Source organism: Pseudomonas sp. KD5, from assembly GCF_012932895.1.
Taxonomy (GTDB): Bacteria; Pseudomonadota; Gammaproteobacteria; order Pseudomonadales; family Pseudomonadaceae; genus Aquipseudomonas.
The window spans coordinates 230,220-255,527 of sequence record NZ_JDWJ01000004.1; the positions used below are offsets into that span (position 1 = coordinate 230,220).

The following is a 25,308-nucleotide window of genomic DNA, read 5'->3' on the forward strand; positions in this document are numbered from 1 at the left end:
AGCGTCACACAATGAAATCGAACAAGACCCTGCTGACCACTTTGCTTTCCATGGGCCTGCTGGCCAGTGCCGGTGCTACCCAGGCGGCTGGCTGGTGCGAATCGGGTAAACCGGTGAAATTCGCCGGCCTGAACTGGGAAAGCGCCATGCTGCTGACCGACGTGCTGCAAGTCGTGTTGGAGAAAGGCTACGACTGCAAGACCGACAGCCTGCCGGGCAACTCCATCACCATGGAAAACGCCCTGAGCAGCAACGACATCCAAGTGTTCGCCGAAGAGTGGGTCGGCCGCAGCGAAGTCTGGAACAAGGCCGAGAAGGCCGGCAAGGTCGTCGGTGTCGGCGCTCCGGTGGTGGGTGCCGTCGAAGGCTGGTACGTGCCGCGCTACGTGATCGAAGGCGACGCCAAGCGCAAACTGGAAGCCAAGGCGCCGGACCTGAAAAACATTGCCGATCTGGCTAAATATTCCGCGGTATTCAAGGACGCCGAAGAGCCATCCAAAGGGCGTTTCTACAACTGCCCGGCCGGTTGGACCTGCGAGCTGGATAACAGCGAAATGCTGAAAAGCTACGGCCTGGAAAACAGCTACACCAACTTCCGTCCAGGCACCGGCCCGGCGCTGGATGCGGCGGTGCTGTCGAGCTACAAGCGTGGCGAGCCGATCCTGTTCTACTACTGGTCGCCAACCCCGCTGATGGGTCAGATCGACGTGGTCAAACTGGAAGAAAAACCGGGTGTCGACAAGCGCGTGACCATCAAGGTCGGCCTCTCCAAGACTTTCCACGAGCAGGCCCCGGAACTGGTGACCGTGCTGGAAAAGGTCAACCTGCCGATCGACCTGTTGAATCAGAACCTGGGGCGTATGGCCAAAGAGCGGATCGAGTCGCCAAAACTGGCCAAGATCTTCTTGAAGGAACATCCTGAAGTCTGGCACGCGTGGGTGAGCGAAGACGCAGCCAAGAAAATCGACGCGGCCTTGTAGGTTGAGCCTCTCCGACTGTCGGCAACGGCAGTCGGATGCTTGATTGCAACCCCTTGATTGAGAGTCTCTTATGTTTCCCGAAAGCTTTACCTTTTCCATCGCCGACTGGGTCAACGGTTGGGTCGATACGCTGGTCACCAACTACGGCGACGTGTTCCGCAGCATCTCTGACACCCTGCTGTGGGCCATCGTCAATCTTGAAGGGCTGCTGCGTGCGGCGCCCTGGTGGCTGATGCTGGCGATCGTGGCGGGCGTGGCCTGGCACGCGACCCGCAAAGTCGTGACCACGGCGGTCATCGTCGGCCTGCTGTTCCTGGTGGGCGCGGTCGGTCTCTGGGACAAGCTGATGCAGACCCTGGCGCTGATGATGGTGGCGACGGTCATCTCGGTGCTGATCGGCATTCCGTTGGGCATTCTTTCTGCGCGCAGCAATCGCCTGCGTTCGGTGTTGATGCCGTTGCTGGACATCATGCAAACCATGCCGAGCTTCGTGTACCTGATCCCGGTGCTGATGCTGTTCGGCCTGGGCAAGGTCCCGGCGATTTTCGCTACCGTTATTTACGCTGCGCCGCCGCTGATCCGCCTGACCGATCTGGGTATTCGCCAGGTTGACGGTGAAGTGATGGAAGCGATCAACGCCTTCGGTGCCAACCGCTGGCAGCAACTGTTCGGCGTGCAACTGCCGCTGGCCCTGCCGAGCATCATGGCCGGGATCAATCAGACCACCATGATGGCCCTGTCGATGGTGGTGATCGCCTCGATGATCGGTGCCCGTGGCTTGGGTGAAGACGTATTGGTGGGGATTCAGACCCTCAACGTCGGACGTGGTCTTGAGGCCGGTCTGGCGATCGTGATTCTGGCAGTGGTGATCGACCGCATTACACAGGCGTACGGTCGTGCACGGCATGAGGTGAGCAAATGAGCAACGCAGCCATCAGCAAGATCGAAGTCAAAAACGTCTTCAAGATTTTCGGCAACCGTTCCAAGGATGCGCTGGCCATGATTAGCCAGGGCAAAACCAAAGACCAGGTATTGGCCGAAACCGGTTGCGTGGTTGGCGTGAATGACCTGTCGCTGAGCATCGGCACCGGCGAGATCTTCGTGATCATGGGCCTGTCGGGTTCCGGCAAGTCGACCCTGGTGCGTCACTTCAACCGCCTGATCGACCCGACCAGCGGCGCGATCCTGGTGGACGGCGTGGACATCCTGCAATACGACATGGAAGCCTTGCGCGAATTTCGCCGGCACAAGATCAGCATGGTGTTCCAGAGCTTTGGCCTGCTGCCGCACAAAAGCGTGCTGGATAACGTCGCCTACGGCCTGAAAGTGCGTGGCGAGAGCAAGCAGATGTGCGCCGAGCGCGCGCTGCACTGGATCAACACCGTGGGCCTGAAGGGCTACGAAAACAAATACCCGCATCAGCTTTCCGGCGGTATGCGCCAGCGTGTGGGCCTGGCTCGCGCCCTGGCGGCGGACACTGACATCATCCTGATGGACGAAGCTTTCAGCGCCCTCGACCCGCTGATCCGCGCCGAAATGCAGGACCAGTTGCTGGAACTGCAAAAGACCCTGCACAAGACCATCGTCTTCATCACCCACGACCTCGATGAGGCCGTGCGCATCGGCAACCGCATCGCGATCCTCAAGGATGGCCGGCTGATTCAGGTCGGCACGCCACGAGAGATCCTGCATTCGCCGGCGGATGAGTATGTAGACCGGTTCGTACAGCGGCGGGCTGCGGTGGTTTGAGGTTGATCGTTTTTGTGGCGAGGGAGCTTGCTCCCGCTGGGCTGCGAAGCGGCCCTGAAAATCTGCGACCGCTGCGCGGTCGAACGGGAGCAAGCTCCCTCGCCACAGGTGTCATACGTCCATGAATTTTGTATGAGGCTCTAGATGTCCCAGGCTGAAAAAATCGTTATCGCCGATGCCCCGTTGCGTTGGCAGGATGTGGTCGCGGTCGCCCGCCACGGCGCGCAGCTTGAGCTGTCGGCCCAAACCTGGACGCGGATCGAGAATGCCCAGGCGATCGTCCAGCGCATCGTCGCCAGCGGCGAGCGCGCCTATGGCGTCAACACCGGCCTGGGCGCCTTGTGCAACGTCTCGCTCAAGGACGAACAACTCAGCCAGCTGTCGCGCAACACCTTGCTCAGCCATGCCTGCGGCGTCGGTGCTCCACTGTCCGACGAGCAGACTCGCGCGATTCTCTGCGCCGCGATCCACAACTACAGCCATGGCAAATCCGGCATTCACCGCCGGGTGGTCGAAGCGTTGCTGGCGCTGCTCAATCGCGGCATCACTCCGCAAGTGCCGTCCCAGGGGTCGGTCGGTTATCTGACCCACATGGCCCACATCGGCATCGCGCTGCTGGGCGTCGGTAATGTCAGCTATCGCGGGCAGATCGTTTCTGCACAACAAGCCTTGGCCGAAGAAGGGCTGCAACCGGTTCAACTGGGTGCCAAAGATGGTTTGTGCCTGGTCAACGGTACACCGTGCATGACCGGCCTCAGCTGCCTGGCCCTGGCCGATGCAACGAACCTGGTGCAGTGGGCCGATGTGATCGGCGCCATGAGCTTCGAAGCCCAGCGCGGCCAGATTGCCGCGTTCGATGCCGAGATCATTGCGCTCAAACCGCATCCGGGCATGCAACAGGTGGGTATCAATCTGCGAGCGTTGCTCGACGGCAGTGAAGTGATCGCCAACAGCAAAGGCATTCGCACTCAGGATGCATTAAGCATCCGCTCGATTCCGCAAGTGCACGGCGCTGCCCGCGATCAGCTGGAACACGCCAGAAAACAGATCGAAACCGAGCTCAACTCCGCGACCGACAACCCGTTGCTGCTGGGCACGCCGGACAATTTCCGCGTCATGTCCCAGGCCAATCCGCACGGCCAATCAGTTGCTTTGGCGGCTGACTTGCTCGCCATTGCCATGGCCGAAATCGGCTCTATCGCCGAGCGTCGCCTGGACCGCTTGGTCAACCCGCACGTCAGCGGTTTGCCGGCCTTTCTGGTGGCCAATCCGGGCGTGAACTCCGGGATGATGATCGTGCAATACGTCGCCGCGTCGCTGTGTGCGGAAAACCGCCAGTTGGCGCAACCGGCGGTGCTCGATAACTACGTCACTTCGGGCTTGCAGGAAGACCACCTGAGCATGGGCACCAACGCCGCGCTGAAGCTGCATCGCGCGTTGGAAAACTGCACGCAGATCCTCGCCATCGAGTACCTGTTGGCGGCTCAGGCTTTTGAATTCCTGAAAGAACAACGCTTCGGCGCCGGCACCGATGCCGCGTGGCGCCTGCTGCGCGAACGTATTCCGGCCTACGACCAGGACCGCTGGCTGGCGCCGGACATCGCCAGCGCCGCTGCTGTTTTGAAAGACCCGATTTTGCTGCACAAGGCTGTACCGAACCTCAACTGATTTCCACAACCACCAGCGTGCCAAGGCGCGGCCCCTCCAAAAGGCGGGAAGCGACGGACAACGGATATCTCCGGAGCGTCTGGTTAGTTAATAAAAATGCTCTCAAAAGGAGAATGAATGTGACTGCGCTTAATTTGATTCCCGGCCAACTGAGCCTTGCCCAACTGCGTGATGTGTATCAGCAACCGGTCAAAATCACCCTCGACGAAAGCGCTTCGGCGCAAATCGAAGCCAGCGTTGCCTGCGTGGAACAGATCCTCGCCGAGAACCGCACCGCGTATGGCATCAACACCGGTTTCGGCCTGCTGGCCTCGACCCGCATCGCCAGCGAAGACCTGGAAAACCTCCAGCGCTCGCTGGTGCTGTCCCATGCCGCCGGTGTCGGCGAGCCGATCAGCGACGCCCTGGTGCGACTGGTCATGGTGCTCAAGGTCAACAGCCTGAGCCGTGGTTTCTCCGGCATTCGTCGTCAGGTGATCGACGCACTGATCGCGCTGATCAATGCCGAGGTTTACCCGCATATTCCTCTGAAAGGTTCGGTTGGTGCCTCCGGCGATTTGGCGCCGTTGGCGCACATGTCGCTGGTACTGCTGGGTGAAGGCAAGGCGCGCTACAAAGGCGAATGGCTGCCCGCCACCGAAGCGCTGAAAGTCGCCGGTCTGACACCGCTGACCCTGGCAGCGAAAGAAGGTCTGGCGCTGCTCAACGGCACTCAGGTGTCCACCGCCTACGCCCTGCGTGGCCTGTTCGAAGGCGAAGATCTGTTCGCCGGCGCCCTGGCCCTTGGCGGCCTGACGGTCGAAGCGGTACTGGGTTCGCGCTCGCCATTCGACGCGCGTATTCATGCCGCTCGCGGCCAGAAAGGCCAGATCGACGCCGCTGCTGCTTACCGCGATTTGCTGGGCGAGCGCAGTGAAGTGTCCGACTCGCACCAGAACTGCGAAAAGGTCCAGGACCCGTACTCCCTGCGCTGCCAGCCGCAAGTCATGGGCGCCTGCCTGACCCAGTTCCGTCAGGCCGCCGAAGTGCTCGCCATCGAAGCCAACGCCGTATCGGACAACCCATTGGTGTTCGCCGCTGAAGGCGACGTGATCTCCGGCGGTAACTTCCACGCCGAGCCGGTAGCCATGGCTGCCGACAACATGGCTCTGGCCATTGCTGAAATCGGTTCCCTGAGTGAACGCCGCATCTCGCTGATGATGGACAAGCACATGTCGCAACTGCCGCCGTTCCTGGTGGCCAATGGCGGCGTGAACTCGGGCTTCATGATCGCTCAAGTAACAGCTGCGGCACTGGCCAGCGAGAACAAGGCGCTGTCCCATCCGCATTCGGTGGACAGCCTGCCGACTTCCGCCAACCAGGAAGACCACGTGTCCATGGCGCCGGCTGCCGGCAAGCGTCTGTGGGAAATGGCCGAGAACACTCGCGGGATTCTCGCGGTGGAATGGTTGGCGGCGGCCCAGGGTCTGGATCTGCGCGACGGTCTGAAAACCTCGCCAAAACTGGAAAAAGCCCGCGCCATTCTGCGTGCTGAAGTGCCGTTCTACGAGAAGGACCGCTTCTTTGCGCCAGACATCAATGCGGCCAGTGAGTTGTTGGCTACGCGTTGCCTGAATGGCCTGGTGACGGCGAAGTTGCTGCCTAGCCTGTAATAGCTCCTTCTCTGATGATCATTCCCACGCGGAGCGTGGGAATGATCATTTAGCGTCGAATAAGAATAATTAAGGACGAGAAATGCAACAGCCAGCAAAAGGTTTGAAACGCGGGCTCTCTGCCCGACATATTCGCTTCATGGCACTGGGGTCGGCGATCGGCACCGGGCTGTTTTACGGTTCTGCCTCGGCCATTCAAATGGCCGGCCCCGCGGTCCTGCTCGCTTACCTGATCGGTGGCGCGGCGGTGTTCATGGTCATGCGCGCCCTTGGCGAGATGGCGGTGCATAACCCGGTGGCCGGTTCTTTCGGCCAGTACGCCAGCACCTATCTGGGGCCAATGGCGGGCTTTATCCTCGGTTGGACCTACGCATTTGAAATGGTCATTGTCGGTATGGCCGACGTGACCGCATTCGGCATTTACATGGGTTTCTGGTTTCCGGAAGTCTCCCGCTGGATCTGGGTGCTGGGCATCGTTTCGGTGGTCGGCGGCTTGAACCTGTGCAACGTCAAAGTCTTCGGCGAAATGGAGTTCTGGTTGTCGCTGCTCAAGGTCGCGGCCATCGTCGCGATGATCCTCGGCGGTTTCGGCATCATGCTGTTCGGCATCAGCAATGCGCCCGGTGCCCAGGCGACCGATATCAGCAACCTCTGGACCCAGGGCGGCTTCATGCCCAATGGCGTGGGCGGCTTGATCGCCTCGTTTGCGGTGGTGATGTTTGCCTTTGGCGGTATTGAAATCATCGGCGTTACCGCCGGTGAAGCCAAAGACCCGCAGCATGTGCTGCCTCGCGCGATCAATGCCGTACCGTTGCGAATCCTGCTGTTCTACGTGCTGACGATGCTGGTGCTGATGTCGATCTTCCCGTGGCAGCAGATCGGCAGCCAAGGCAGCCCGTTCGTGCAGATTTTCGACAACCTGGGGATCAGCTCGGCGGCGACCATCCTCAACATCGTGGTGATCTCGGCGGCGGTGTCGGCCATCAACAGTGACATCTTCGGCGCGGGCCGCATGATGTATGGCCTGGCTCAGCAAGGGCACGCACCGAAAGGCTTCGCTCGCTTGTCGCGCAATGGCGTGCCGTGGTTGACGGTGATGGTGATGAGTTGCGCTCTGCTGCTGGGTGTGTTGCTGAACTACCTGATCCCGGAAAACGTGTTTCTGTTGATCGCCTCCATCGCGACGTTTGCCACGGTGTGGGTCTGGCTGATGATTCTGTTCACCCAGGTGGCCATGCGTCGCTCCATGAGTGCCGAGCAGGTCGCGCAATTGAAATTCCCGGTGCCGTTCTGGCCCTATGCGCCGATGGCGGCGATTGCCTTCATGCTGTTCATCTTCGGCGTGCTGGGTTATTTCCCGGATACCCAGGCGGCGTTGATCGTCGGCGTGGTCTGGATTGTGTTGCTGGTGCTGGCCTACCTGACGTGGGTCAAGCCGGCGGCAGGCAAGGCGGTACTGGTTGAGCAGGAACCCATTTTTTCTCATCGATAACCTAACGGAGGCCAAGGATGAAAACGCTCTGGCAACACTGCCACGTCGCAACCATGGCGCAAGGCGTCTACTCGATCATCGAGGATGCGGCCATCGTGACGTCCGGTGCGCACATTGAGTGGATCGGCCCACGCGCCGAACTGCCGGCCGGCGAGTACCCGGCCGTCAATGACTTGAGCGGGGCCTGGGTCACTCCGGGCCTGATCGACTGCCACACCCACACAGTGTTCGGCGGCAACCGCAGCGGCGAATTCGAGCAGCGCCTGCAAGGCGTCAGCTACGCGGAAATCGCCGCTGCCGGCGGCGGCATTGCCAGCACCGTGCGCGCCACCCGCGCCGCCAGCGAAGATGAGCTGTTCGCCAGCGCCGCCAAGCGTCTGAAAAGCCTGATGCGTGATGGCGTGACCACCGTCGAAATGAAATCCGGCTACGGCCTGGACCTGGCCAGCGAACGCAAGATCCTGCGGGTGATCCGCCGTCTCGGCGCCGAGCTACCCGTCAGCGTGCGCAGCACGTGCCTGGCGGCCCACGCCTTGCCGCCGGAATACACCGACCGCGCCGACGCCTACATCGATCACATCTGCAGCGAAATGCTCCCGGCCCTGGCGGCCGAAGGGCTGGTGGATGCGGTAGACGCGTTCTGTGAATACCTGGCGTTTTCGCCAGAGCAGGTCGAGCGGGTGTTCGTCGCCGCGCAGAACCTCGGCTTACCGGTGAAGCTGCACGCCGAGCAATTGTCATCGCTGCACGGTTCGAGCCTGGCGGCGCGTTACCACGCACTGTCCGCCGATCATCTGGAATTCATGACCGAAGACGACGCCATCGCCATGGCCAAGTCCGGCACCGTCGCGGTATTACTGCCCGGCGCGTTTTACTTCCTGCGGGAAACCCAATTGCCACCGATGGAAGCCCTGCGCAAACACGGGGTGAAAATCGCCATCGCCAGCGACCTCAACCCGGGCACCTCGCCGGCGTTGTCGTTGCGCTTGATGCTGAACATGGCCTGCACCTGTTTCCGCATGACTCCGGAAGAGGCACTGGCGGGCGCGACTATTCATGCCGCCACCGCGTTGGGCATGGGCCAAACCCACGGTTCGCTGGAAGCCGGCAAGGTCGCAGACTTCGTCGCCTGGCAAATCGATCGTCCGGCCGACCTGTCGTACTGGCTGGGCGGCGACCTGGAAAAACGCGTCGTGCGTCACGGCGTTGAATCAAATCTGTAGGAGAGCGGTTGTGGATAAGGTTCTGAACTTCAAACAAGGCCGCGTGCCGCTGCTGATCAGCATGCCCCACGCCGGCCTGCGCCTGACCCCGACGGTGGAAGCGGGGTTGATCCCTGACGCGAAAAGCCTGCCGGACACCGATTGGCATATCCCCAGGCTTTATGAATTCGCCGCCGAACTGGGCGCCAGCACCCTGGCGGCCGAGTACTCGCGGTTTGTCATCGACCTGAACCGGCCGTCCGACGACAAGCCTTTATATGTCGGCGCCACCACCGGTCTGTATCCGGCGACGCTGTTCGATGGCGTGCCGTTGTTCCGCGAAGGGCTGGAGCCGTCGGCTGCAGAGCGGGCGACGTATCTGGAGCAGATCTGGACGCCGTACCACCGCACCTTGCAGGAAGAGCTGGCGCGGCTGAAAGCCGAGTTCGGCTACGCGCTGCTGTTCGACGCGCACTCGATCCGCTCGGTGATCCCGCACCTGTTCGACGGCAAGCTGCCGGACTTCAACCTCGGCACCTTCAACGGCGCCAGCTGCGATCCACAGTTGGCCACACAGCTGGAAGCGATCTGCGCGAAGCACACCGATTACAGCCATGTGCTGAACGGTCGCTTCAAGGGCGGTCACATCACCCGGCATTATGGCAATCCGGCCGAGAACATTCATGCCGTGCAACTGGAGTTGGGCCAGTGCACGTATATGGAAGAGTTCCAGCCGTTCCGTTATCGCCCGGATCTGGCGGAACCGACTCAGGTGGTGCTCAGGGAGTTGCTGCAAGGGTTGTTGGCGTGGGGCGAAAAGCATTACAGCGCGTAACCCTGTGGCGAACGGGCCTTTGTGGCGAGGGAGCTTGTCGGATCGCCGCACCGTCCCGCTCGGCGGCGAAGCCGTCGTAAACCCGGTTGGTCGGGCGTATCTGATGAAGCTCGGTTGAATGGTTTGGGGGCTGCTTCGCAACCCAGCGGGAGCAAGCTCCCTCGCCACAGATTAGTGTTCGCCTTGATAACGCATCAGGACAGTCGCCACCGTGCAAAACACGGTCGCCACAGGTCACTTTTGCCGACTCGGCGCTGCGTAACGTTGTGGGCACGGTGCACGAAGACACCGGGCCCACAATAATCTGCTGCCGAGCGAGCCTTCCCGATGAAACGACTGTTCAACCGCTGTCTGTTAATCCTCACCGGCACTGCTCTTCTGAGCACCAGCGTTTTCGCCAACGACCCCGCTTCCTGCAAGACCGTGCGCATGGGCGTGGTCAACTGGACCGACGTCATTGCCACCAGCGGCATGGCCGATGTGCTGCTTAATGGCCTTGGCTATGAAAGCAAGCAAACCAGCGCCGTACAGCAAATCATCTTCGCCGGCATCCGCGACAAACGCCTCGATATCTTCCTCGGTTACTGGAAACCGGCGATGGACAAGAATATCGCCCCGTTCGTCGCTGCCAATCAAGTGAAGGTCATGGATAAACCGAGCCTGGCCGACGCCCAGGCAACGCTCGCGGTACCTGATTACGTCGCTGCCGCCGGCCTGAAAACCTTCGCTGACATCGCCAGGTTCAAGGATCAGTTGGGCGGCAAAATCTACGGCATCGAGCCGGGCAGCGGTGCCAACACCACCATCAAAACCATGATCGAGACCAACCGCTTCGGTTTGAAGGACTTCAAGCTGATCGAGTCCGGTGAGGCCGGGATGCTCGCCGCCGTGCAGCGGGCGGTCAATCGCAAGGAGTTCGTGGTGTTCGTCGGCTGGACCCCGCATCCGATGAACATCAACATGAACATCGCCTACCTGACCGGCAGCGAAGACGTCTATGGCCCGAACGAAGGCGCGGCGACCGTTTCCACTGTGACCGCGCCGGACTATGCCGAGCGTTGCCCGAACGTGAACCGTCTATTGGAAAACCTGACCTTCACCGCTGCCCAGGAAAGCCAGTTGATGGTGCCGATCATGGAGCGCAAGACGCCGCAGGATGTCGCCAAACAGTGGCTGCGTGATCATCCCGAAGACCTTCAGCGCTGGCTGGCGGGTGTCAGCAGTTTCGATGGCAAGGATGGCGTGGCAACCGTTCAGGCCAGTCTCAAAAATTGACCGCGGCAAAGGTTATCAATCAAAAACTTCGAACTGACTGGCTGTAGTCCATGGCTTGTTATCCACTCTCTGAACAGATGGCGGCTTTCGTCGAGAAAACCCTCAGCTTCAACAGCACCGACAGCAGCCTCGCCGGTATGCGTCAGGCCTACAGCGAGATGTGCCGGGCGTTTACCCCGCCACATCCCGCGGGGCTTGAGGTGGTCGATTTCGAGTTGGCGGGAGTCGCGGTGCGCGCCTGGCAACCACCGGTTCCGCCGCCGACCAACGGTTGGCCCTGCATTGTGTATCTGCATGGAGGCGGTTGGGTGGTAGGGGATCTGGATTCCCACGACTTCATCTGCGCCGAACTGGCATCGGTGCTCGGTGTGTTGGTGATCGCCGTCGATTATCGGCTGGCGCCGGAGCATCCGTTTCCAGCGGCGTTCGATGACTGCCTGAGTGTCTGGCGTGCGTTGCGCACGGGGCCGTTTCAACTCGACCCGGCGCGGACGCTGGTGGCCGGCGACAGCGCTGGCGGCAACCTTGCCGCTGCGTTGTGTCTGGTCTTGCGCGATGCCGGCGAACCGGGGCCTTGTGCACAGGTTCTGATTTATCCGGGGCTGGGCGGTGATCACCCATTGCCGTCGCGCAGTGAGTGCGCCGACGCGCCACTGCTCAGCAGCAGCGATCTGGATTGTTATCACGCGATGTATTTACGCGGTACCCGGCAACCGGGAGCCTATGCGATGCCATTGCTCGCCAACGATTTCAGCGGCCTGCCGCCGGCGTTGATCGCCGTGGCGCAGTTCGATCCATTGCGTGACGACGGCGTGCTTTACGCCGGGCGACTCAACGCCGCCGGCGTGAGCGCAATGCTTTATTACGGTCAGGGGCTGGTTCACGGGTGTTTGCGGGCGCGGGGGCAGGTTGCCGAGGTCGACCGACTCTATGAAACCCTGCTCGGCTATTTGGCTGACAAGACGGGCTGATAAGACGGGCTGACAAACGCTGACGCTGCGAGGGGCATGCTCATTGAAGTAATTCGGGTTTATGATGCCGGACGGCAGAATAATAGAAGTCCCTACAGGGATGACCTCGACCCCTTACGGAGCGCGCAATGCAGACTTTGTACCCGCAGATCAAACCCCACGCCCGGCACGATCTGGCCGTCGATAAAACCCATACGCTGTATGTCGACGAAAGCGGTTCACCGGAAGGTTTGCCGGTAGTGTTCATTCACGGCGGCCCTGGCGCCGGGTGTGATGCGCAGAGCCGCCGGTATTTCGATCCGAACCTGTATCGCATCGTCACCTTCGACCAGCGCGGTTGCGGTCGCTCCACGCCCCACGCCAGCCTTGAGAACAACACCACCTGGGATCTGGTCGCCGACCTCGAGCGGATTCGCAAGCACCTGGGCATCGACAAATGGGTGCTGTTCGGCGGTTCCTGGGGTTCGACCCTGGCCCTGGCTTACGCGCAAACCCACCCGGAGCGCGTGCACGGTCTGATTCTGCGCGGGATTTTTCTCTGCCGTCCCCAGGAAATCGAGTGGTTCTACCAGTGTGGCGCCAGTCGCCTGTTCCCCGATTACTGGCAGGACTACATCGCGCCGATCCCGCTGGACGAGCGCGACGACTTGCTCACGGCATTCCACAAACGCCTGGTCGGCAACGACCAGATCGCCCAGATGCATGCGGCCAAGGCCTGGTCCATCTGGGAAGGCCGCACCGCGACCTTGCGTCCGAACCCGCTGGTGGTCGATCGTTTCTCCGAACCCCAGCGTGCGTTGTCCATCGCCCGCATCGAATGCCACTACTTCACCAACAACGCTTTCCTTGAGCCGAATCAGCTGATCCGCGACATGGGCAAGATCGCTCATTTGCCCGGCGTCATCGTCCATGGTCGCTATGACGTGATCTGCCCGCTGGACAACGCCTGGGAACTGCATCAAGCCTGGCCGAACAGCGAACTGCAGGTGATCCGCGACGCCGGCCATGCGGCGTCCGAACCGGGGATCACCGATGCATTGGTGCGCGCCGCCGATCAGATGGCCCGTCGCTTGCTCGACCTGTCGCCTGACGAAGCATGAAGGCCCTGCTGCAACGCGTGCGCGGCGCGCGAGTCGAGGTCGCGGGAGAGGTGGTTGGTGCGATAGATCAGGGGTTGCTGGTGCTGGTGGCGGTCGAACCCGACGACACGCAGGCCAGCGCCGACAAACTTCTGCATAAACTGCTTAACTATCGAGTATTCAGTGACGCCGAGGGCAAGATGAATCTGTCCTTGGCTGACGTGGACGGCGGGTTGTTGCTGGTCTCGCAGTTCACCCTGGCCGCCGATACCAAAAACGGGTTGCGTCCGAGTTTTTCGACTGCAGCCCCTCCGGCCTTGGGCGAGGCGCTGTTCGACTATCTATTGGGCAAAGCGAAACAGGTGCATGGCACTGTGGCATCAGGTAGATTCGGCGCGGATATGCAGGTGCACCTGGTCAATGATGGCCCGGTAACCTTCCTGTTACAGACGTGAAAGCGCTTGAAACATGTTTTTAAGGGCATTTCGGCTGAAAACAGAGGCTTTTCCCGATAAATACTTGCTTCCCCCTGATGCGTTGTAACGCGGCCTACTAGATAATCGCGCGCTACGGGGATCAGCGTTCGTTGGTCCATTTTGACTTAGGTAGAGACTTGTCCGCGGCCTGTTGGGGAATCATTTTGCCCCATGGGAGTCGGAACAATGCTCGCCAACTTGGCAAGAGTGGTCCGCAGGGTCGGTTTTTTTCCACCGTACACCGTGCTGGCACTTTAACTGGCCGTTGGTTTTTTGATCTGTTTTCGGCGAGGGTTGCTCGTGATTGTTAGTCCCTGTAATGCACCAAAATTGTCTGCCAAACGGTTTCGAAATGCTCTGGTAGCGGGCTCTGCACTGCTCTGCCTGTTCAGCGCCGGCCAGCTTTGGGCATTCAATCTGGATGACGTATCGGTCAAGGCAAAAGAGCTGGCCGGGCAAAAATACGAAGCCCCGCGCAGTAACCTGCCGAATGAATTTCGTGAGATGAAATTCGCGGATTATCAAAAAATTCGCTTCCTCACCGAAAAAGCCGAGTGGGCTAACCAGAAAACCCCATTCAAGCTGTCGTTCTATCACCAGGGCATGCACTTCGATACGCCGGTGAAAATCAACGAAATCACGGCCAACGCCGTCGAAGAGATCAAATACGACCCAAGTCGTTTCGATTTCGGCGATATGAAGTTCGATCCTAAAGCCACTGAGAAGCTGGGTTATGCCGGTTTCCGTGTGCTCTACCCGATCAACAAGGCCGACAAGCAAGACGAAATCATGACCATGCTCGGCGCGAGTTATTTCCGCGTCGTCGGCAAGGGCCACACCTATGGCCTGTCCGCTCGCGGCATGGCCATCGATACCGCCTTGCCGTCCGGCGAAGAGTTCCCGCGTTTCACCGAGTTCTGGATTCAGCAGCCGAAGCCGGGCGACAAGCACCTGGTGATCTTCGCCCTGCTGGACTCGCCGCGCGCCACCGGTGCCTATCGCCTGACCCTGCGTCCGGGCAGCGACACGGTCGTCGACGTCAAGGCCAAGATGTTCCTGCGTGACAAGGTCACCAAACTTGGCGTTGCGCCGCTGACCAGCATGTTCCTGTTCGGCGCCAACCAGCCGTCGAAAGTGCTGAACTACCGTCGCGAACTGCACGACTCCAGCGGTCTGTCGATCCATGCCGGCAACGGCGAATGGATCTGGCGCCCATTGAACAACCCGAAACACCTGGCCGTGAGCAACTTCTCGATCGAGAACCCGCGCGGTTTCGGCTTGCTGCAGCGTGGTCGTGACTTCAGCCACTACGAAGACCTCGATGACCGCTACGACAAGCGCCCAAGTGCCTGGATCGAGCCGAAAGGCGATTGGGGCAAGGGCTCCGTCGATCTGGTGGAGATTCCTACCGCTGACGAAACCAACGACAATATCGTTGCTTTCTGGAGCCCGGAAAAACTGCCAGAGCCTGGCCAGCCCCTGGACGTCGCCTATCGCATGCACTGGACCATCGACGAAGCCGCCCTGCATTCGGCGGACAGCGCCTGGGTCCAACAGACCCTGCGTTCCACGGGTGATGTGAAGCAGTCGAACCTGATTCGTCAGCCGGACGGCAGCGTGGCCTACCTGGTGGATTTCCAGGGTCCGTCCCTGCAAGACTTGCCGGAAGATGCCGAAGTGCGCAGTCAGGTGAGCGTTGGCGACAACGCGGAACTGGTCGAGAACAGCGTCCGTTACAACCCTGAAACCAAGGGCTGGCGCCTGACCCTGCGGATGAAGATCAAGGATCCGAACAAGTCCACCGAAATGCGTGCAGCACTGGTCAAGACCATCACGCCTGCCGAGACGATCAAGACCACGGCGCCAGCGTCCAGCTCTTCCGTTGCCAAGGCCGACAAGATCGCCGCCAAGCAGCAGGAGAAGAAGGACAAGGAGGCCAAGCAAGCTGAAGCGCAAGCCCAGCAAGTCAAGGACACCAAGGACAAGGACAACAAAGACGCCAAGCAGCCTGTCGCTGCCGAAGCGGCCCCTGCCACACCGGAATCGGCACCGACTGAACAAGTCCTGACCGAGACCTGGAGCTATCAGTTGCCCGCCGATGAGTAATTCACAAGTACAGCCACAAACGCTTGCCGAGTACCTGGCGCATTTGCCGATGACCGACGAGCAGCGCGCGGAACTCGCGGGCTGCAAGTCTTTCAGTGAACTGCACGAACGTCTGTCGTCCCAGGCGTTCGACGCGCCGACCGATGCCGCCCAGGCATCGGTCGGGCGGCGCCTGACCCTGAACACCGCCGAAGAACTGGCGGATGCGCAAATGCTGGGGCTCGACGCCAGTGGTCGGGTTTGCCTCAAGGCAGCCCCGCCGATCCGTCGGACCAAAGTCGTTCCGGAGCCATGGCGCACCAATATTCTGGTGCGTGGCTGGCGTCGGCTGACCGGTCGCACCAATCCGCCGCAGCCGCCGAAAGACGAGAACGTGCTGCCGGCGGCTCGCTGGCGCACCGTCGGTTCGATCCGCCGCTATATTCTGCTGGTGCTGATGCTCGGTCAGACGATCGTCGCCGGCTGGTACATGAAAGGCATCATGCCGTACCAGGGCTGGTCGTTCGTCGATCTTGAAGAAGTCCTGCACCAACCGCTTCTGCAAACCGCGGCCCAAGTGCTGCCTTACGCGTTGCAAACCAGCATCCTGATTCTGTTCGGGATTCTGTTCTGTTGGGTGTCGGCCGGTTTCTGGACCGCGCTGATGGGCTTCCTCGAGTTGATCACCGGTCGCGACAAGTACCGCATTTCCGGCGCCAGCGCCGGCAACGAGCCGATCGCCAAGGACGCACGCACCGCATTGGTGATGCCGATCTGCAACGAAGACGTGCCGCGGGTGTTCGCCGGTTTGCGGGCGACCTTCGAGTCGGTTGCAGCCTCGGGTAACCTGGATCGCTTCGACTTTTTCGTGCTCAGCGACAGTAACGACGCCGATATCTGCGTCGCCGAACAGCAGGCCTGGCTGGACGTCTGCCGTGAAGCCAAGGGCTTCGGCAAGATCTTCTACCGCCGCCGTCGTCGTCGTGTAAAACGTAAAAGCGGCAACCTCGACGACTTCTGCCGTCGTTGGGGCGGTGACTACAAGTACATGGTCGTGCTCGACGCCGACAGCGTAATGAGTGGCGAATGCCTGAGCAGCCTGGTGCGCCTGATGGAAGCCACGCCGGACGCCGGGATCATCCAGACCGCGCCGCGTGCGTCGGGCATGGACACCCTTTATGCGCGTATGCAGCAGTTCGCCACCCGTGTGTACGGTCCACTGTTCACCGCTGGCCTGCACTTCTGGCAGTTGGGCGAATCCCACTACTGGGGCCACAACGCGATCATCCGCATGAAGCCGTTCATCGAGCACTGCGCCCTGGCGCCGTTGCCCGGTAAAGGCGCGTTCGCCGGTGCGATTCTGTCCCACGACTTCGTTGAAGCGGCGCTGATGCGCCGTGCCGGCTGGGGCGTGTGGATTGCCTATGACTTGCCGGGCAGCTACGAAGAACTGCCACCGAACCTGCTGGACGAACTCAAGCGTGACCGTCGCTGGTGCCACGGCAACCTGATGAACTTCCGGCTGTTCCTGGTCAAAGGCATGCACCCGGTACACCGCGCGGTGTTCCTGACAGGCGTGATGTCTTACCTGTCGGCGCCGTTGTGGTTCTTCTTCCTCGTGCTGTCGACGGCCCTGCTGGCGACCAACACGCTGATGGAGCCGCAGTACTTCCTGGAGCCGCGCCAGCTCTATCCGCTTTGGCCACAATGGCACCCGGACAAGGCGATCGCGCTGTTCTCGACGACCATCGTGCTGTTGTTCCTGCCGAAGTTGCTGAGCATCATCCTGATCTGGGCCAAGGGCGCGAAAGAGTTCGGTGGCAAGTTCAAGGTGACGCTGTCGATGCTGCTGGAGATGTTGTTCTCCATGCTGCTGGCGCCGGTGCGGATGATTTTTCACACCCGTTTCGTGCTCGCCGCGTTCCTCGGCTGGGCCGCGACCTGGAACTCGCCGCAACGTGACGACGACTCCACGCCTTGGAGCGAGGCGGTCAAGCGCCACGGTCCGCAAACCGTGCTGGGCTTCTTCTGGGCGCTGTTGGTGATCTGGCTGAACCCGAGCTTCCTCTGGTGGCTGGTGCCGATCGTCGGTTCGCTGATGCTGTCGATTCCGGTGTCGGTGATCTCCAGTCGTGTCGGCCTGGGCCTGAAATCCCGTGACGAGAGCCTGTTCCTGATTCCTGAGGAATACAATCCGCCGCAGGCATTGCTGGCGACCGATCAGTACACCCACGAAAACCGCTGGCATGCACTGCACGACGGCTTCGTCCGGTCGGTGGTCGATCCACAGCAGAACGCGTTGGCGTGTGCGCTGGCGACGTCTCGTCACCGTCAGGCCGAGCCGATCGAATGGCTGCGTATCGAGCGGGTTCGCCATGCGATGAAGGTCGGGCCTGAAGGGCTGACCAACAACGAGCGAGTGGCCCTGCTGAGCGATCCGGTGGCACTGGGTCGCTTGCATGAGCAAGTCTGGAGCGAAGGCCATGCCGAGTGGCTGCAGGCCTGGCGCACTTCGGTGGATGCCGATCCTCATGCGCCGCTGTTGCCGCTCAAGCCGTTGAGCGTGCAGCCTCAGTTGGCATAATGAAAAACCCCGCGAGAGCGGGGTTTTTTTTGTGCTGATGATCGTTCCGTGTTCTGCGTGGGAACGATCAAACAAATCTCCTTCAACCCCTTGTGCAAACGGCCGAGTGCGTTAGCATCCGTCCCCGAATTGGTGCGCCCGGACAACTTTCTGTTCGTATCTGCCGGTTTCCCAAAGGAAACCTGCCGTTTGCGTGCCTCACAATGCGATGGGTTTTGGGGACTTGAAGATGAAGAAGTATCTGTCGATGCTGCTGGTCGGCGTCACGGCATTGGTTGCAGTCAGCGCGGCGCAGGCCGGTGCCATCGATGACGCGGTCAAGCGCGGCACGCTGAAAGTCGGCATGGACCCGACCTACATGCCGTTCGAAATGACCAACAAGCGCGGCGAAATCATCGGCTTCGAAGTCGACATCCTCAAAGCCATGGCCAAGGCCATGGGCGTCAAGCTGGAAATGGTATCCACCGGCTACGACGGCATCATCCCGGCCCTGCTGACCGACAAGTTCGACATGATCGGCAGTGGCATGACCCTGACCCAGGAACGCAACCTGCGCCTGAACTTCAGCGAGCCCTTCATCGTGGTCGGCCAGACACTGCTGATCCGCAAGGAGCTGGAAGGCACCATCAAGTCCTATAAAGACCTGAATACCGCCGACTACCGCATCACCTCCAAGCTCGGCACCACCGGCGAGATGGTCGCCAAAAAACTCATTTCCAAAGCCAAGTACCACGGCTACGACAATGAGCAGGAAGCGGTGCTCGACGTGGTCAACGGCAAGGCTGACGCCTTCATCTACGACGCGCCTTACAACGTCGTGGCGGTGAACAAGGTCGGCAACGGCAAACTGCTGTTCCTCGACAAGCCGTTCACCTATGAACCCCTGGCTTTCGGCCTGAAGAAGGGCGATTACGACAGCCTCAACTTCATCAACAACTTCCTGCACCAGATTCACGAGGACGGCACCTACGATCGCATCCATGACAAGTGGTTTAAAGACACCGCCTGGCTCAAGGACATGGAATAACACCGCCTTTGTGGCGAGGGAGCTTGCTCCCGTCCGACTGCGAAGCAGTCGTAAATCGATTGACTCGTTTTACCCGACGTTGCGCGGTGGCCGATTTCAGGGTTGCTGCGCAACCCAGCGGGAGCAAGCTCCCTCGCCACAGAGGGAGCGGGCGCCCTGATCGTTATGGATTTGCCTTTAAATGAAACAGAAAAAAGCCCAATGGCCCTGGCACGTATTAACCGTGCTGGTGCTGATCGGCCTGGCTGGCGCGTTGTACTACGCCACCTCGCTGATGTCCTACGAATGGCGCTGGAACCGTGTGCCGCAGTACTTCGCCTACCACGCCGAAGAGTCCCTGCGTGCGGCCGACATCTCCACCGTCAGTGAGCTGGTGCGCAAGGGCGGCAAGGCTGAAGTGACCCTGCGCAATGATGCCGGGGATGAGCAGCACCTGACGGTTGACGACAACAGCCTGCAAGTCGCGCAAGGCGATGATGTGGCCGAAGGCGACGTGATCGGTGTGACCCGGCATTGGGCCGCCGGCCCGCTGCTATGGGGTCTCTGGACCACGTTGTGGTTGTCCCTGGTGTCTGGCGTGCTTGGCCTGCTGATCGGCCTGGCCACCGGGCTGTGCCGCCTGTCGAACAACCCGACCCTGCGCGACCTCTCGACGATCTATGTCGAGCTGGTGCGCGGTACACCGCTGTTGGTGCAGATTTTCATTTTCTACTTCTTCATCGGCACCGTGATGAACCTCTCCCGGGAGTTCGCCGGGATCGCCGCGTTGTCGCTGTTCACCGGTGCCTACGTGGCGGAGATCATCCGCTCTGGCGTGCAGTCCATTGCCCGTGGCCAGAACGAAGCGGCGCGCTCCCTCGGTTTGAGCGGTGGCCAGTCGATGCGCCACGTGGTGCTGCCACAAGCGTTCAAGCGCGTGCTGCCACCGCTGGCCGGGCAGTTCATCAGTCTGGTCAAGGACACCTCGCTGGTGTCGGTAATCGCGATTACCGAACTGTTGAAAAGCGGTCGCGAAGTCATCACCACCTCGTTCTCGCCGTTCGAAATCCTGTTCTGCGTGGCTGGGCTGTACCTGTTGATCAACCTGCCGCTGTCGAAAATCGCCAGTCGGCTTGAGCGGAGGCTCGCGCAAAGTGATTGAAGTCCGCGATCTGATTAAAGTCTTCGACACTCGCGGCCAGGTGGTTCGCGCGGTGGACAACGTCACCACCCAAGTGGCGAAGGGCGAAGTATTGGTGGTGATCGGCCCGTCCGGTTCCGGCAAATCGACCTTTCTGCGCTGCCTGAATGGCCTGGAAGCGTTCGACTCCGGTTCGGTGAGCATCGACGGTCTGCAACTGGCCGACCCGAAAACCGACGTCAACGCCTACCGCCGCGAAGTCGGCATGGTGTTTCAGCATTTCAACCTGTTCCCGCACATGACCGTGCTGGAGAACCTCTGCCTGGCCCAGAAAGTCGTGCGCAAGCGAGGCAAGAAGGAGCGCGAGGCCAAGGCCATGGTGTTGCTGGAAAAGGTCGGTATCGCTCAGAAGGCCCACGAGTTTCCATCGCGCCTGTCCGGTGGTCAGCAGCAGCGCGTGGCCATTGCTCGGGCGTTGGCGATGGAGCCGAAGGTCATGCTGTTCGATGAGCCGACGTCGGCGCTCGACCCGGAAATGGTCGGTGAAGTGCTGGATGTGATGAAGACCCTGGCCGTGGAAGGCATGACCATGGTGTGCGTCACCCACGAAATGGGCTTCGCCCGGGAAGTGGCGGATCGGGTGCTGTTCTTCGATCACGGCAAATTGCTGGAAGATGCCTCGCCGGCCGAGTTCTTCGATGCACCGAAGGATCCGCGTGCGCAGGCGTTTTTGCGGCAGGTTCTCTAACTTCGTCGCCTGATCCATCGCATTCGCGGGCAAGCCTCGCTCCTACAGGAATTCCCCCGTAGGAGCGAGGCTTGCCCGCGAATGGCTTCACCTCGGTCTTAAGCGAACGCTCAAACCTTGAATCTGCCCACCAGCATCTGCAGATGCGTCCCCAGCCGCGCCAGTTCCACGCTGGAGGCCGCGGTCTCTTCACTGGCGGCCGAGGTCTGCTCTGATACGTCACGCACATTCAGCACGCTGCGGTTGATCTCTTCGGCCACCGCGCTCTGTTGCTCGGCGGCTGCGGCGATTTGCTGGTTCATCGACTGGATCGCCGACACGGTGCGGGTGATGCTTTCCAGCGAGCCGCCGGCGCGGCGGGTCAGTTCGACGCTGCTGTCGGTCAGGCTGCGGCTGTTGTCCATGATGGTCGCGACTTGCTGAGTGCCGGTTTGCAGGCCAACGATCAGCTCTTCGATTTCTTCAGTGGACTTCTGGGTACGCTGGGCCAGGCTGCGGACTTCGTCGGCGACCACCGCAAAGCCACGCCCGGCTTCACCGGCGCGAGCGGCTTCGATGGCGGCGTTGAGCGCGAGCAGGTTGGTTTGCTGGGCCACGGATTTGATCACGTCGAGCACGCTGCCGATCTTGTCGCTTTCGCGCTTCAGGTCGCCCATGGCGGCAGTGGAGTTGCCGACTTCGAGGGCCAGGCGCTCGATCTGGGCGATGGCTTCGCCGACCACCCTGTCACCCTCGCGGGCCTGCTGGTCGGCGGCGACGGCGGCTTCGGACGCTTCCTCGGCATTGCGCGCGACTTCCTGCACGGTGGCGGTCATTTCGTGCATGGCGGTGGCCACTTGATCGGTTTCGACCTTCTGACTGTTGACCCCGGCGCTGGTCTGCTCGGTAACGGCAGACAGTTCTTCAGCGGCGCTGGCGATTTGGGTCACGCCGTCGCTGATGCCGCCGATCAGTTCCCGCAGGCCCAGGGTCATGCTCTGCATGGCGCGCTGTAGCTGGCCCAGTTCGTCTTGGCGTTCGGAAATCAGGTTGTGGCTCAGGTCGCCCGCGGCGACGCGCTCGGCCACTTTCAGGGTCTGGCTCAGGGGAATGACGATCTGCCGGGTGATGGCCCAGGCCGCGAACAGGCCAAAGGCCGACGCCAGGACGGTGGCCATCAGCAGCAGATTCTTGGCATGCGCCGTATCGGCGTCACGCACGGCGGTTTGCGAGGTGGTGAGCTTTTTGCTGACGTCGAACAGTATGTCGCCCTGGGCGCTCATGCGTTTGAAGGCAGCAGCGCTGGCGACCTGGGAGTCGCGGAACTGGCTGACAGCCGCGCGATAGGCCTTGAGCGAGTCGGTCGCCTGTTGCAGGTTGGCGATGTGTTGCTCCGGTAGTTTGGACGGCAGGCTTTCGAGGTTTTTCAGGGCGTTGTCGATGGCGTCCAGCGCTGGTTGCTCGGCCTCGGGCTTGCCGCTGTAGGTGTAGCCGCGGACCTGGAAGCGCGCCTGCTGGATCAGCTTGCTCAGTTCGATCACGCTGTTGAATTGAGCGACGCTGTCGCCCTGCAGCATGGATTTTTCGACTTCAGCGACGCGGGCCACGGCGTTATCGGCGGTGGCGCCCAGTTTGCTGCGAGCATCTTCGCGAGCGACGGTGGCCTGGGTCAGGTCGGCGAAGGCGCGTTTGTACTCGCTGATGGCGGCCACTTGCTGGTCGATCAATGTCACGTCGTCAGGTTGTTCGATCAGTGTGCGGGCGGTTTTCAGGCCAGCATCGATTTTGCCGATCAGCTCGTTGACGGCGCCCGGTCCTTGTTCGCCACGGCGCATGTCGTAGTCCAGACGGGCGAGGCGCAGGTCTTTGGTCAGCTCATTGAGGCTGGAAATAAACCCGAGCGTGTCGCCACGGCTGATCACACCGCTCAGGCCGGTCCAGCCGGTGAAGGTGATCAACAAGGTGAGAAGCAGCACCAGACCGAAGCCGACACCCAGTTTGCGATTGACGCTTACGTTCCCCAGTTTCTCGGCTAGCCAACGGTACATGCTGCAACTCCCCTCGGACCATTATTCGGATTTATGGGAACTGTATCGGCAGGCAGGCTGGAACCTGTAGGTGAGCAAACACCTGTGGCAAGGGTAAGTGTCTGGGTCAGAACAAACGCGAGAGCAGTGCAGTGACCGCTGTTTCGACCCGCAGGATGCGCTCGCCGAGCTGCACCGGTTGCAGGCCGGCCTTGGCCAGCAGGTCGATTTCGTAAGGAATCCAGCCGCCTTCGGGGCCGATGGCCAGGGTCACGGGTTCGTCCAGGCCACGGGGGCAGGGCGGGTAATTGCCGGGATGACCGACCAGGCCGAGAGTGCCTTCAGTGATTGCTGGCAGGCGATCTTCGACAAAAGGTTTGAAGCGCTTTTCGATGACGACTTCCGGCAGCACGCTGTCCCGGGCTTGTTCAAGCCCCAGGATCAATTGCTCGCGAATCGCCTCAGGTTCGAGGAACGGGGTTTGCCAGAAGCTCTTCTCGACGCGATAGCTGTTTACCAGAACGATTCGCGGCACACCCATGGCGGCCACGGTCTGGAACACCCTGCGGAGCATTTTCGGGCGTGGCAGGGCCAGCACCAGGGTCAGTGGCAGCTTGGCTGGCGGCGGCTGGTCGAGGGTGACGCGCAACTCCGCTTCGTCGGCGTCCAGGCGCAGCACTTCGGCGGCCCCCATCAGCCCGCCGATACGCCCGACGCGCATGCTGTCACCCACTTCACAGCGGTGGACTTCCTGCATATGGGTCAAGCGGCGATCGCGCAGGATCGCCCGGTCGGCCGCAATGAAATCGGCCTCCTCGAGGAGCAGCAGGTTCACGCTTGGGTCGCTGGCGGCTGGTCGTTGTGATCGTCAGCCGGTTTTTCGTCCGGGTGCTCGCCGCGCTTGCTGATCAGGCCGCCGAACAGGACGCCGATCTCGAACAGCAACCACATTGGTACGGCCAACAGCGTCTGCGAGAAGATGTCCGGCGGCGTCAGGATCATGCCGACCACGAAGCAGCCGATGACCACGTACGGGCGGATTTTCTTCAGGTAGGCGACGTTGACCACGCCGATCCACACCAGCAGCACCACGGCCACCGGGATCTCGAACGCCACGCCGAAGGCGAAGAACAGTGTCATGACGAAATCGAGGTAGCTGGTGATGTCGGTCATCATTTCCACGCCGGCCGGGGTGGCAGCGGCGAAGAACTTGAAGATCAGCGGGAACACCAGGAAATAGGCGAAGGCCATGCCGGTGTAGAACAGCAGGATGCTGGAGACCAGCAACGGCACGGCGATGCGCTTCTCATGCTTGTACAGGCCTGGCGCGATGAAACCCCAGATCTGATGCAGGATCACCGGGATTGCCAGGAACAGCGAGACCATCATGGTCAGCTTCAGCGGCGTCAGGAATGGCGACGACACGTCGGTGGCGATCATCGTCGCGCCGGCCGGCAGGTACTGGCGCAGCGGCGTGGAGACGAAGGTGTAGATCTGCTGGGTGAAGGCGAACAGCCCGGCGAAGATTATGAAGATCGCCGCTACACAGCGCAGCAGACGGGTGCGCAACTCGGTGAGGTGCGAGACCAGTGGCATGTGCTGGTCGTTTTCGGGGAGATCGCTCATGGGGCTCGCGGCGGCAAAGTGGTGTCGTGAGGCGCCGGGGTTGTCGGCGCAGCGGCAGGAGCAACAGGTTCTACTGGGCTGGCAGGCGCAGGTTCAGCAGCTGCAACCGCCGGTGTGACTTCAGCTGTTGGCGCATGAATCGTCGGCGTCGCCACAGGTTCCACCGGCGTTGGCTCCTGCTGGGTCGGCGTGAAAATCTTCCGCGCCTCCTGCTCCAGGGACAGAATGTGCTCGTTGTGCAGTTGCCGGCGAATCTCGTCGGCACCGATTTCACGTTCAACTTCCTGTTTGATCGCGTTGAAGCTGCGCTTCAGCCGCCCGACCCACAGGCCAGCGGTGCGCGCAGCACCCGGCAGGCGCTCGGGGCCTAGCACCAGCAGGGCGACGAGGCCGACGAGCAGCAGTTCAGAGAAGCTGATACCAAACATTAGTCAGTGCTCACGAGTCTTTGCGGATCGGCTCTTCGACTTTTTGCGCCTGCACGTCGATGGTGTGCGGCGGGTTCACAGACGTTGTGGCCTGTGGCTGGGTCGGTGGAACCGGTTGGGCCGGAGTCGCAGTCGGGTCGGCCGGTTTCTCTTCGTCGTTCATGGCCTTGCGAAAGCCCTTGATCGACTCGCCGACGTCAGTGCCGAGGTTTTTCAGTTTCTTGGTGCCGAACACCAGCACCACGACAACCAGGATGACGATCCAGTGTTTCCAGTCAAAAATGCCCATGTTGCGTTCCTCTCTA

Annotated in this window: 22 protein-coding genes; 17 read left to right on the forward strand and 5 right to left on the reverse strand. The window is 61.0% G+C overall.

Features of this window, described 5'->3' with window-relative positions; all coding sequences use genetic code 11:
- Window positions 1-11: 11 nt before the first annotated feature.
- The 17 genes from AF70_RS10860 to AF70_RS10940 all read left to right on the forward strand — a co-directional run bounded on the left by AF70_RS10860 (window position 12) and on the right by AF70_RS10940 (window position 20,943).
- Entirely contained in the window at window positions 12-980 is a 969-nt protein-coding gene (locus tag AF70_RS10860) for an ABC transporter substrate-binding protein (RefSeq protein ID WP_018929183.1), read from the forward strand.
- A gap of 70 nt (window positions 981-1,050) precedes the next feature.
- Window positions 1,051-1,902 (forward strand): proline/glycine betaine ABC transporter permease, encoded by an 852-nt coding sequence (locus tag AF70_RS10865; RefSeq protein WP_018929182.1) that lies wholly within the window; start codon window positions 1,051-1,053, stop codon window positions 1,900-1,902.
- Entirely contained in the window at window positions 1,899-2,729 is an 831-nt protein-coding gene (locus tag AF70_RS10870; protein WP_018929181.1) for a glycine betaine/L-proline ABC transporter ATP-binding protein, read from the forward strand. The genes AF70_RS10865 and AF70_RS10870 overlap by 4 nt, the downstream gene beginning before the upstream one ends.
- Before the next feature lie 144 nt (window positions 2,730-2,873).
- A complete protein-coding gene (hutH, locus tag AF70_RS10875; RefSeq protein WP_028939606.1) occupies window positions 2,874-4,397 on the forward strand; it encodes a histidine ammonia-lyase in 1,524 nt (507 codons plus the stop codon).
- 113 nt (window positions 4,398-4,510) lie between these two features.
- Window positions 4,511-6,049, forward strand: a complete 1,539-nt coding sequence (gene hutH / locus AF70_RS10880) for a histidine ammonia-lyase (protein WP_018929179.1) — start codon at window positions 4,511-4,513, stop codon at window positions 6,047-6,049.
- An 82-nt stretch (window positions 6,050-6,131) separates the two neighbouring features.
- Complete coding sequence (locus tag AF70_RS10885) at window positions 6,132-7,541, forward strand: amino acid permease (RefSeq protein WP_028939607.1); 1,410 nt, start codon at window positions 6,132-6,134, stop codon at window positions 7,539-7,541.
- A gap of 17 nt (window positions 7,542-7,558) precedes the next feature.
- Window positions 7,559-8,764, forward strand: a complete 1,206-nt coding sequence (gene hutI, locus AF70_RS10890) for an imidazolonepropionase (protein WP_018929177.1) — start codon at window positions 7,559-7,561, stop codon at window positions 8,762-8,764.
- A 10-nt stretch (window positions 8,765-8,774) separates the two neighbouring features.
- A complete protein-coding gene (hutG, locus tag AF70_RS10895; protein WP_018929176.1) occupies window positions 8,775-9,578 on the forward strand; it encodes an N-formylglutamate deformylase in 804 nt (267 codons plus the stop codon).
- Window positions 9,579-9,905: 327 nt separating this feature from the next.
- Complete coding sequence (locus tag AF70_RS10900; RefSeq protein WP_028939608.1) at window positions 9,906-10,853, forward strand: choline ABC transporter substrate-binding protein; 948 nt, start codon at window positions 9,906-9,908, stop codon at window positions 10,851-10,853.
- A gap of 50 nt (window positions 10,854-10,903) precedes the next feature.
- Window positions 10,904-11,824, forward strand: coding sequence for an alpha/beta hydrolase (locus tag AF70_RS10905; RefSeq protein WP_028939609.1), 921 nt, complete (start codon window positions 10,904-10,906; stop codon window positions 11,822-11,824).
- Between the two features lie 128 nt (window positions 11,825-11,952).
- Entirely contained in the window at window positions 11,953-12,924 is a 972-nt protein-coding gene (gene pip, locus AF70_RS10910) for a prolyl aminopeptidase (protein ID WP_018929173.1), read from the forward strand.
- On the forward strand, window positions 12,921-13,358 hold the full coding sequence (dtd, locus tag AF70_RS10915) for a D-aminoacyl-tRNA deacylase (protein ID WP_018929172.1): 438 nt from the start codon (window positions 12,921-12,923) through the stop codon (window positions 13,356-13,358). Before pip ends, dtd begins: the two co-directional genes overlap by 4 nt.
- Before the next feature lie 321 nt (window positions 13,359-13,679).
- Window positions 13,680-15,485 carry a glucan biosynthesis protein G gene (locus AF70_RS10920; protein WP_019581832.1) on the forward strand — a complete coding sequence of 602 codons (1,806 nt, stop codon included), beginning with the start codon at window positions 13,680-13,682 and terminating at the stop codon, window positions 15,483-15,485.
- Complete coding sequence (gene mdoH / locus AF70_RS10925; RefSeq protein ID WP_019581833.1) at window positions 15,478-18,048, forward strand: glucans biosynthesis glucosyltransferase MdoH; 2,571 nt, start codon at window positions 15,478-15,480, stop codon at window positions 18,046-18,048. The genes AF70_RS10920 and mdoH overlap by 8 nt, the downstream gene beginning before the upstream one ends.
- 229 nt (window positions 18,049-18,277) lie before the next feature.
- The gene (locus tag AF70_RS10930; RefSeq protein ID WP_026286648.1) at window positions 18,278-19,075 is read left to right on the forward strand and encodes a transporter substrate-binding domain-containing protein; all 798 of its coding nucleotides are present in this window, start codon (window positions 18,278-18,280) and stop codon (window positions 19,073-19,075) included.
- Window positions 19,076-19,256: 181 nt separating this feature from the next.
- The gene (locus tag AF70_RS10935; protein ID WP_028939610.1) at window positions 19,257-20,216 is read left to right on the forward strand and encodes an amino acid ABC transporter permease; all 960 of its coding nucleotides are present in this window, start codon (window positions 19,257-19,259) and stop codon (window positions 20,214-20,216) included.
- Window positions 20,209-20,943 carry an amino acid ABC transporter ATP-binding protein gene (locus AF70_RS10940; protein WP_007936789.1) on the forward strand — a complete coding sequence of 245 codons (735 nt, stop codon included), beginning with the start codon at window positions 20,209-20,211 and terminating at the stop codon, window positions 20,941-20,943. The genes AF70_RS10935 and AF70_RS10940 overlap by 8 nt, the downstream gene beginning before the upstream one ends.
- A 110-nt stretch (window positions 20,944-21,053) precedes the next feature.
- Here the strand turns inward: AF70_RS10940 and AF70_RS10945 are convergent, their stop codons facing one another.
- The 5 genes from AF70_RS10945 to AF70_RS10965 all read right to left on the reverse strand — a co-directional run bounded on the left by AF70_RS10945 (window position 21,054) and on the right by AF70_RS10965 (window position 25,292).
- On the reverse strand, window positions 21,054-22,970 hold the full coding sequence (locus AF70_RS10945) for a methyl-accepting chemotaxis protein (RefSeq protein WP_028939611.1): 1,917 nt from the start codon (window positions 22,968-22,970) through the stop codon (window positions 21,054-21,056).
- Between the two features lie 106 nt (window positions 22,971-23,076).
- Window positions 23,077-23,784, reverse strand: a complete 708-nt coding sequence (locus AF70_RS10950) for a 16S rRNA (uracil(1498)-N(3))-methyltransferase (protein WP_018929166.1) — start codon at window positions 23,782-23,784, stop codon at window positions 23,077-23,079.
- Window positions 23,781-24,575 (reverse strand): twin-arginine translocase subunit TatC, encoded by a 795-nt coding sequence (tatC, locus tag AF70_RS10955; protein WP_019581837.1) that lies wholly within the window; start codon window positions 24,573-24,575, stop codon window positions 23,781-23,783. The genes AF70_RS10950 and tatC overlap by 4 nt, the downstream gene beginning before the upstream one ends.
- Window positions 24,572-25,003, reverse strand: a complete 432-nt coding sequence (gene tatB, locus AF70_RS10960) for a Sec-independent protein translocase protein TatB (RefSeq protein ID WP_028939612.1) — start codon at window positions 25,001-25,003, stop codon at window positions 24,572-24,574. Before tatB ends, tatC begins: the two co-directional genes overlap by 4 nt.
- Before the next feature lie 10 nt (window positions 25,004-25,013).
- A complete protein-coding gene (locus AF70_RS10965) occupies window positions 25,014-25,292 on the reverse strand; it encodes a twin-arginine translocase TatA/TatE family subunit (protein WP_018929163.1) in 279 nt (92 codons plus the stop codon).
- Window positions 25,293-25,308: the final 16 nt, after the last annotated feature.

Bases quoted from the DNA above. Each gene is read 5' to 3' on its own strand.
- AF70_RS10860 (WP_018929183.1), top strand. From the start codon at position 12: ATGAAATCGAACAAGACCCTGCTGACCACTTTGCTTTCCATGGGCCTG.
- AF70_RS10865 (WP_018929182.1), top strand. From the start codon at position 1,051: ATGTTTCCCGAAAGCTTTACCTTTTCCATCGCCGACTGGGTCAACGGT.
- AF70_RS10870 (WP_018929181.1), top strand. From the start codon at position 1,899: ATGAGCAACGCAGCCATCAGCAAGATCGAAGTCAAAAACGTCTTCAAG.
- hutH (WP_028939606.1), top strand. From the start codon at position 2,874: ATGTCCCAGGCTGAAAAAATCGTTATCGCCGATGCCCCGTTGCGTTGG.
- hutH (WP_018929179.1), top strand. From the start codon at position 4,511: ATGAATGTGACTGCGCTTAATTTGATTCCCGGCCAACTGAGCCTTGCC.
- AF70_RS10885 (WP_028939607.1), top strand. From the start codon at position 6,132: ATGCAACAGCCAGCAAAAGGTTTGAAACGCGGGCTCTCTGCCCGACAT.
- hutI (WP_018929177.1), top strand. From the start codon at position 7,559: ATGAAAACGCTCTGGCAACACTGCCACGTCGCAACCATGGCGCAAGGC.
- AF70_RS10900 (WP_028939608.1), top strand. From the start codon at position 9,906: ATGAAACGACTGTTCAACCGCTGTCTGTTAATCCTCACCGGCACTGCT.
- AF70_RS10905 (WP_028939609.1), top strand. From the start codon at position 10,904: ATGGCTTGTTATCCACTCTCTGAACAGATGGCGGCTTTCGTCGAGAAA.
- pip (WP_018929173.1), top strand. From the start codon at position 11,953: ATGCAGACTTTGTACCCGCAGATCAAACCCCACGCCCGGCACGATCTG.
- dtd (WP_018929172.1), top strand. From the start codon at position 12,921: ATGAAGGCCCTGCTGCAACGCGTGCGCGGCGCGCGAGTCGAGGTCGCG.
- mdoH (WP_019581833.1), top strand. From the start codon at position 15,478: ATGAGTAATTCACAAGTACAGCCACAAACGCTTGCCGAGTACCTGGCG.
- AF70_RS10930 (WP_026286648.1), top strand. From the start codon at position 18,278: ATGAAGAAGTATCTGTCGATGCTGCTGGTCGGCGTCACGGCATTGGTT.
- AF70_RS10935 (WP_028939610.1), top strand. From the start codon at position 19,257: ATGAAACAGAAAAAAGCCCAATGGCCCTGGCACGTATTAACCGTGCTG.
- AF70_RS10945 (WP_028939611.1), bottom strand. From the start codon at position 22,970: ATGTACCGTTGGCTAGCCGAGAAACTGGGGAACGTAAGCGTCAATCGC.
- tatC (WP_019581837.1), bottom strand. From the start codon at position 24,575: ATGAGCGATCTCCCCGAAAACGACCAGCACATGCCACTGGTCTCGCAC.
- tatB (WP_028939612.1), bottom strand. From the start codon at position 25,003: ATGTTTGGTATCAGCTTCTCTGAACTGCTGCTCGTCGGCCTCGTCGCC.
- AF70_RS10965 (WP_018929163.1), bottom strand. From the start codon at position 25,292: ATGGGCATTTTTGACTGGAAACACTGGATCGTCATCCTGGTTGTCGTG.